The organism is Thermoactinomyces mirandus (assembly GCF_013868055.1).
GTDB lineage: Bacteria > Bacillota > Bacilli > Thermoactinomycetales > Thermoactinomycetaceae > Thermoactinomyces > Thermoactinomyces mirandus.
In genome coordinates this window covers 1-7,571 of sequence record NZ_JACEOL010000045.1, presented here as the reverse complement: position 1 = coordinate 7,571, position 7,571 = coordinate 1, and the positions used below count along the sequence as shown (strand labels likewise).

General features: G+C 40.4%; 9 protein-coding genes and 1 pseudogene. 5 read left to right on the top strand and 5 right to left on the bottom strand.

All coding sequences use genetic code 11. The features are described 5' to 3' along the window. Positions 1 to 533: 533 nt before the first annotated feature. The 4 genes and pseudogenes from H2C83_RS18700 to H2C83_RS13630 form a co-directional block, all read right to left on the bottom strand. The gene (locus tag H2C83_RS18700) at positions 534 to 845 is read right to left on the bottom strand and encodes a hypothetical protein (protein WP_246333921.1); all 312 of its coding nucleotides are present in this window, start codon (positions 843 to 845) and stop codon (positions 534 to 536) included. 284 nt (positions 846 to 1,129) lie between these two features. After that, a pseudogene (locus H2C83_RS13640) lies at positions 1,130 to 1,423 on the bottom strand (sigma-70 family RNA polymerase sigma factor); the annotation flags it as partial. A gap of 295 nt (positions 1,424 to 1,718) precedes the next feature. Further along, positions 1,719 to 2,204 (bottom strand): YdcF family protein, encoded by a 486-nt coding sequence (locus H2C83_RS13635; protein WP_181741693.1) that lies wholly within the window; start codon positions 2,202 to 2,204, stop codon positions 1,719 to 1,721. A 900-nt stretch (positions 2,205 to 3,104) separates the two neighbouring features. Further along, the gene (locus H2C83_RS13630; RefSeq protein ID WP_181741691.1) at positions 3,105 to 3,458 is read right to left on the bottom strand and encodes a hypothetical protein; all 354 of its coding nucleotides are present in this window, start codon (positions 3,456 to 3,458) and stop codon (positions 3,105 to 3,107) included. Between the two features lie 327 nt (positions 3,459 to 3,785). Between H2C83_RS13630 and H2C83_RS13625 the strand changes: the two genes are divergently transcribed. From H2C83_RS13625 to H2C83_RS13610, 4 genes are all read left to right on the top strand, one after another. After that, positions 3,786 to 4,307: an NUDIX domain-containing protein gene (locus H2C83_RS13625; protein WP_312853927.1), complete on the top strand. Its 522-nt coding sequence runs from the start codon at positions 3,786 to 3,788 to the stop codon at positions 4,305 to 4,307. Further along, positions 4,300 to 4,485, top strand: a complete 186-nt coding sequence (locus H2C83_RS18600) for a GntR family transcriptional regulator (protein ID WP_181741689.1) — start codon at positions 4,300 to 4,302, stop codon at positions 4,483 to 4,485. Before H2C83_RS13625 ends, H2C83_RS18600 begins: the two co-directional genes overlap by 8 nt. Then, positions 4,433 to 5,128, top strand: a complete 696-nt coding sequence (locus H2C83_RS13615; protein ID WP_312853925.1) for a GntR family transcriptional regulator — start codon at positions 4,433 to 4,435, stop codon at positions 5,126 to 5,128. Before H2C83_RS18600 ends, H2C83_RS13615 begins: the two co-directional genes overlap by 53 nt. A gap of 66 nt (positions 5,129 to 5,194) precedes the next feature. After that, positions 5,195 to 5,812: an HD domain-containing protein gene (locus H2C83_RS13610; RefSeq protein WP_181741685.1), complete on the top strand. Its 618-nt coding sequence runs from the start codon at positions 5,195 to 5,197 to the stop codon at positions 5,810 to 5,812. Positions 5,813 to 5,883: 71 nt separating this feature from the next. On the opposite strand, the gene H2C83_RS13605 is transcribed toward H2C83_RS13610, so the two are convergent. Next, positions 5,884 to 6,072, bottom strand: coding sequence for a hypothetical protein (locus H2C83_RS13605; protein ID WP_181741683.1), 189 nt, complete (start codon positions 6,070 to 6,072; stop codon positions 5,884 to 5,886). A gap of 75 nt (positions 6,073 to 6,147) precedes the next feature. Here H2C83_RS13605 and H2C83_RS13600 point away from each other — a divergent pair. Then, positions 6,148 to 7,571: recombinase family protein (locus H2C83_RS13600; protein ID WP_246333920.1), on the top strand; the 1,424-nt coding region annotated here is incomplete at its 3' end.

Here is a 7,571-nt window from a genome sequence, read left to right as displayed (position 1 = left end):
AACAGGACATGGGATTTCATAAGGCCACTCTCCTTTGTGGAAAATAGAGGATTAAGCAAATCCTGGCAAACTAATCCCTCTATCATTTTCACCGTCACTTTCCAAGTTCAATAAGCAGATGAAAAATTCAACTACAACGTATCATATAAGATTACGAATGTAAAGTGAGTACTCACTCTAATAAAAAGTTGTCATATTTCCTGTATACTGTCTTGTGTCAAGCCCTTATCAACTGATATAAAACTCACATTTCCAATTATTGATTAAATTTGCCAAATGGATGAACATGGTAAAAGTATTCAAGACTATTGATATATATATAATATATATAATTTTGGACTCCGTTCCCTCACCGCCCTGTCGGGAAGCAGCGGGTGCTCGCTCACTGCGACCAATTGTTGCACCCATCTGTTTCCCTTGCAATAGATATTATGGAAAAACATCACTTTGCTTTGAAAATTTGCCTTATACTTTGCCATATGCTTATCCCTGTTTAAATAACATTGCTTTCAAAATAAAAAAAAACCCGACTTTCAAAGCGGATTTCTTTCAATCAATGAAGCGATACTTTTCAATCCCATGTCCTGTCTTTTCATTTCTCCCGATAAGCATGGATAATGTCGGAATAGCCAATCACTCCTATTGGCGTTTGTCCATGGCAAACCAACAGATAAGATACACCATGATGATTCATTTTTTCTGCGGCATTTGCCAAACTGGCCTGTTCCGGAATCTGATAGACTTTTTGCGTCAGTAAAGAGGAAACCGGGGCGGGTTGCCGTTTGCTCGATAGTGATTGTTAACCGTTCCGGCTGCAACGCATTTTTCACATGAATCATTTTCATTTTGTTGGGGTGGTGTCTTATTTGCAAAATGTCTATTCCCCGGCGCAGCAATCCCCGTGTAGATGGTTTCCCTTGAAAAAAGCTGTGTCACCGTTGCCGCCACAGCACAGCTCGAAAATTTATCCAATTCTTTATACACTAATATAACACACCGCAAAAACAAAAAACGGCCAGTAGTATGCCGTTTATTAAGGACAGTTTGCTTTTTTGGCGAAAACAGGATAAACATAGCCAGTCCGCATAATGCACTAAAAACCTTTGTCTTTTCTTAAAATCCCTTTAACCTAACGGTATTTCACTTTCTTGTCATGATGGTAAAACTCATGAAACAGTTTAATCAATGCCCGTTTCTCAATCCGGGATACATAAGAGCGTGAAATTCCAAGCTCCTTTGCAATTTCACGCTGTGTTTTTTCTTTCTCTCCGCCCAGCCCAAACCGGGCCCGGATCACTTCCCGTTCGCGATTGTCCAAAATATGGATATAGTTATAAATATTGCGACGTTCTATTTTCATTTCCACTTTATTCGCTACTTCATCAGCTTCGGTTCCCAAAATATCGATCAGTGTAATTTCGTTTACCTTTACTGTTTATCCGTGTTATATCGTGGTCCTTGCTGGGCCTTTATTATTTTATGTTACAGCTACAGCAGATCACCTTTTGCTCTATATCGCTTGATTCTCTCTACTTCGCTATCTACGAGTTTTCGATACTCTCTGGACAGGAACCAGGTGGCAGGATGCCATTCGCCTGTATCTGCATAATAATTGGTGATTTTTATATTATGTGGCTGAAAGACTTTGGCAAAAGTAAGGTATGTGCGTAATTGATGAAATGGTGATGTGACAAGAATAATATGGGAAAAATGATGCTTTATGAGCAGAGCAAGTACAACTCTGCATTTTCACGTGTATGAAGAGACTCATCTTCAACGAGAATCGCTTCGGGAGGAACCCCCATGGCCAACGCCCTTTTCCGCATGTAACCGGCTCCAAGATTCGTATCCCATGTTTTTGCTGCTTTTTCAATATCTTTTTTCTGGATACGACCGTTCCTGGCAGCACTTTGCAGTTCTTTTAAAGGAATCAGGTTGGGTTCTCCTGTTCGATCAACTTTTGCACTAAATCTCCCACTGCAAATGATGCGAGAAGCCCATCCCTGGCGGTATAATTGGACGGATGTAGATATTTTACCATCCAGGAATTTAATGTTTTCGCGGGTGCCGGCAAGCACAACAATAGCATCGGCTTTTTGCAGCCGGTTCCTTAATGCGAACTGTTTTCCCCTCATGTAAAAGACAAACCAAGCGATCAACAACGACAACACAATGATGCTGGCACGGAGTACGATCATTTTCATTTTACTTATTAAGCACGTCGTCTAAGCGGACAACAGCTTGTTCCTTTCTCCATTTTGATTTTTTCAAGTTCATATGTAAGGCTTTTACCCTTCTAGCAAAATTGACTTAAATAAGGCTTCTAGTTTGGCAATTAGCCGAAGCAGTTATATAAACAGAAAACAGTAAACGAAATCCATATAGTACAAACTACTAAAAATCTGGTTGCTTGAATAATCAGAAAAAACGCCAAGTTAGGAGGGAAAGATCATGAGTAAATAGCCATCAAAGGCATGCAAAATTTTAAAAATTGAGACAGAGAAAAAACTGTTTTTTTATATCCCTTGATTCTAGAAGTCATCAATATTTTCGAAATGGAAGAGTTGAAGCGAAGGAAAAGATCGAAAAACTGGTTGAGGAGTATACAAGTTATTATAACTGTAATGTTTATTATTTATCAAAAGAAGTTAAAAAAATGGGTTTTACAACTCATAATTTCTTGTTAGCGCTGGTTAAATTCATTAGCCATCAAAATGACAACTGGCTTAATCATTTGAAACAAAGTAAAAGTAACAAAAAAATTTTTTTGTTACGGGATATATTCGTAAAACCAAAACGCGCAATCTCTTCTCAATCAAGGAGTTGAAGCGTTTTTTTGTGATTGCCTAGAAACAATCCATCTCTCGATGAAACTGGCTTATTTCGTCTTCTTCATTTTTTTCACTCATCGCTTCAAATCCAAGACCGACATGTCAATCCGAAACCTCGTGGCTTACAGCCAGCGAATCTTGTCTTCATGCAAGTTGTACCGGGTCCGTTTCTTCCACCTGATTCTCCAAGATGTCCTCCGCCGACATCCGTACCATGTTTTCATTGTGCATTCGACCAGGGCAATCCGTTTCCCTGGTCATTTATAAACGGTGTCATTCTGAAAACAGCAGCCAAAATCGTCCTGCTAAAATGATCAGAATCGCCAGAACATTAATCCACCAGGAAAGTGCCTGACCAGAACTGAACAAAAACACCAATGCTCCCCAGGCAAGCGGATAAAGAAACAATCTGATTCGATATATAAAACGGGTCACAGCCAAGCTGATCAACAAAACGATTGAAGAAAAACCACTAAAAGACCAGCCCATCATATAGCAAAGAACAAACCACAGAAACAATGGCTCTACATAGCTCAATACGGCCAACCAGAAAGCATTTTCTCGCTCCTTCTCCAATGCCTCAGTCTCAGTGTCGACAAATTTCACATTCACTTTGAAATTATTCATTTGAATCACTCCCTGAAGGTATAATAGAATTTTTTGATTTGACAACTTTTTCATATTTATTATACAAGACTCCCCCTTTCCTGTGGTTTGACTTTTAAGAAAATTGATATTTCCCTTGGATAAGGTGAGTTTATACTGGTAACTTAAAAACCATGTTCATCCTTCCTGGTCCATTCTGTATTTCCCAGCCATTTTCAAAGTTGTTTTTTTCTGATATGTAGAATTTATTTATTGTTGATACTCAGTTGGAACTTTCTATATATTCAATTTAACATTGGTCCGTACCAGTATCAACGCAGTATATTTTGTGTTATTATAATAACAGCAGTGGTACGAACGAAATCAAAGGAGGGATCGTCTTGGCCAGAATCGATTATTATCACCAACCTGACTCACCGAAGCCAAATTCGCTTGTCCCAGCTGCATTCGCAATTGTATCTGATTCAAAATGGGGAAATATTCTTGCATAAACGAAGCGATAATCACCTTTGTTCTCTCCCTGGAGGAGGTATGAAGTTAGGTGAATCCATTGAACAGTGTATTATCAGAGAAGTAAAGAAAGAAACAGGGCTGGATGTGGAAGTAATGAAATGTATTGGAATTTACACCGATCCGCATCACCTGATCCAATATTCTGATGGTGAAGTACGCCAACAATTTTCCATTCTCTTTGAATACAGAATCATTGGCGGGGAAATTGCCATCAGCTCTGAATCAACGCAAGTCAAGTTTTTTTCCAAAAAAACCTTGCTTTACTGGATTTACATCCTGCACAAAGAATCCGCATTCATGACTTTTACCCTAACGAGGAACGTGCATTTATTAGATAGAGGTGTAACATATGCATAATTTAAACAACTCAAAGATCGATGAGGTAATGGATATTATCAGAAAGAAAATCGAACAAGGAGAGTATTCTTCTGGAGAACGTTTACCATCAGAACGAGACATGTCTGAACAATTAGGGGTGAGTCGTGCTACCGTTTCGCACCTCTCTTCTCCGTCTTCAAGCAGAAGGTTTGGTTGATATTATCCCCCGAAGTGGAGTATTTGTACGTTCCGATATTCCACTTGAAGTCTTGGGCAGTCCTGATCCATATTTCAAGATTCACTCATATGAGTTACAACGATCCGATACCTACGTGCAAGCCTTACAACAAATAGGAAGAGAAGTCCTGGTCCGTTTTCTGGAGCGTTCTAAAATCCTGCCGGCTGGTGAAGAAATTGCAAAGCAATTAAATATTTCTCCTGAAACGAAAGTATTTCGGCGCTACCGGGTTCAAATCGTGGATCGCACCCCTTTTCGAATCATGGAAGAGTTTTATCTCGCATCCTTACTCAAAGAACTTTGTGAACGGGACCAGGAACTTTATCCCCTACAAAGGTGGAATTCCAACTATGTACCCTTTTTGAAATGGCTCAAGGAAGAAAAAAATTTTTATCCGATACGAGTATATGAACGTCTGAAATGCCGAATGCCAACGGATAAAGAAGCATCGATCCTGAAAATAGCCCGAAACCAGCCCGTTGTGGAAATGCATCGCCATGTTTGGGGAAAGTTTATGAAGGATGATAAAGAAATTCTGTTTGAATATAGCCGACTTATTTGTAATGCTTCCTTACATGAATTTCAATATACATATGACATTGAAAAGAATAATCGACCATAAAAATCAGTAAGAAGACCACCCCGGAGAAAGCAAAAGCGGTCTTCCCATTTGCAAAGGAGCAAAAAAATGAACGACAAATTTTATCTTTGTCTTAACCAGGCAGGAGAATCAAAAGAACTTAAAGCACGTATCCGTATGAATGACAAAATATTAAATGAGTATATTCCCTCAGAGACAAACCGTTATCAACATATTCTTGGTGTTGCAGATCGAATGAAACAATTGCTGGAACAAATCACTGTTAATGAAACCGACAAGCGACTACTCATTCAGGCAGCATATTTGCATGACATTGGTTATAGCGACCGGCTAAACAAACACCACTTTCACCCTTTGGATGGAGCCATTTTCGCTCAACAGATGAATTTTCCCAAGCCCGTCATCGCAGCTGTCCTTTTTCATTCGGGAGCCTATGAAAGTGTAAAGGAAACAAGGAATGATTTATTTCCTACGTATTCCTTGAATGATGATCTGCTGGATAAAACAGATCATCTGTTTATCGATTTGGTTACCTACTGTGATCTGCACACATCGCCTCTTGGTAAAGAAATACCTTTTGAAGAGCGAATTCAGGATATTGTGGATCGATATGGAGAACACCATGAAGTGAGTCAATCCATGATCAAGAACATGACGAACTTCAAAAAAACAATTCAACGAGTAGAAAAACTGATAACCCGCTAAAGGATTCCAATAAAGATTCAACAACAGATTTCGTTTTTATTTAATCATGAAGTAAGTTCAAGCATATGATTTTACACTTGCTTATTTGCGCAATACTTTTTGGCAATGCGATCCTTTTCTTCCTCAGTCAGTGAATGCCAAACCATCCAGGCAACCCGTTCAATTTCTGACCATCTCTCTTCTCTTTCCTCTTCACTGATCTGAGGCACAATCAATTGAATGGTCGTATCCCCTATCTTGTATAACTTGACCTCCTGCATCCGGATCACCTCTGTAAATCTTATGCAAGAGGTCTCTATGGACGGGCATAAAAAAATGTATCGGGAGAAGATTTTATGTTGAACAGGGTTTGCATGTATTTGAGAAAATCGAGAGCAGATCTTGAAGCCGAGGCCCGTGGCGAAGGAGAAACCCTGGCCAAACATAAAAAGGCACTATTGCAACTTGCCAAACAGCAAAACCTGAACATCGTAAAAATCCGCCAGGAGATTGTCTCCGGAGAAAGCCTGATCCACAGGCCTGAAATGATGGAGCTGCTTAGAGAGGTAGAAGCCGGGCAATATGATGCGGTGCTGGTCATGGACATGGATCGCCTCGGCCGCGGAAATATGCGGGAACAAGGACTGATCCTGGAGACATTCCAAAAGTCCGGGACAAAGATTATCACTCCGCGCAAGGTATATGACCTTCGGGATGAATTCGATGAAGAATACAGCGAATTTGAAGCGTTTATGGCCCGAAAGGAACTGAAAGTGATCACCCGCCGTCTGCAGGGTGGCCGAGTCCGGTCTGTGGAGGAAGGCAATTACCTGGGAACCAGGCCGCCTTATGGCTACCAAATCCAGGAAGATGAAAAGGGGCGTTATCTTGTTCCGGATCCTGACCAGGCTCCGGTAGTGAAAATGATCTTCCAATGGTATACGTCAGAAAATCCCGATGAAAAAATGGGCTCCAATAAAATTGCCCATAAACTGAACGAGCTTGGCTATCGTTCCTATACCGGAAAACCATGGAGCAGCGCAAGTGTATTAAACATTATCAAAAACGCCGTGTACGCCGGGCGAATTCAATGGAAAAAGAAAGCATCGGTCAAGTCAACCGATCCTTTGAAAAAACGGGAAGTAAAAACGCGACCACGGTCTGAGTGGATTGATGTGAAGGGCAAGCATGAACCGCTCATCTCCATGGATATTTATCTGAAGGCCAAGAACAACCTCAAACGAAAATATCATCCACCGTATCATTTGGAAAAAGGGATTACCAATCCTCTTGCCGGACTGATCAAGTGCGGGTTTTGTGGTGCTTCCATGGTATACCGGCCATACACAAATCAGAAACCCCATATTAAGTGCTACAGGAATTGCAAAAATAAAAGCAGCCGGTTTGAGTATATTGAAAAACGATTAATTGACAGCCTGGAGGATTGGTTGAGCGACTACAAGTTAAAGTGGAAACAAAATGACACGACAGAAAATCGCTATAAAATCGAGCTTTACCAGCTAACAATCAAAAACCTGCAACAGGAACAAAAAAACCTTGAAATACAAAAAGGCCGCCTTCACGACCTGCTTGAGCGCGGGATCTATGACGAGGAAACATATATCAGTCGCTCCAACAATATTGCCAATCGAATGTCCGAAGTAAAAGAAGGCATAGAAAACGCAATGAAGGGCCTTGAAAAAGAAAATGAAAAGTTGAAAGCTCAAAAAAATATCATCCCAAAAACAGAAAACGTCCTGGAGCTTTACCGGGCAACCTC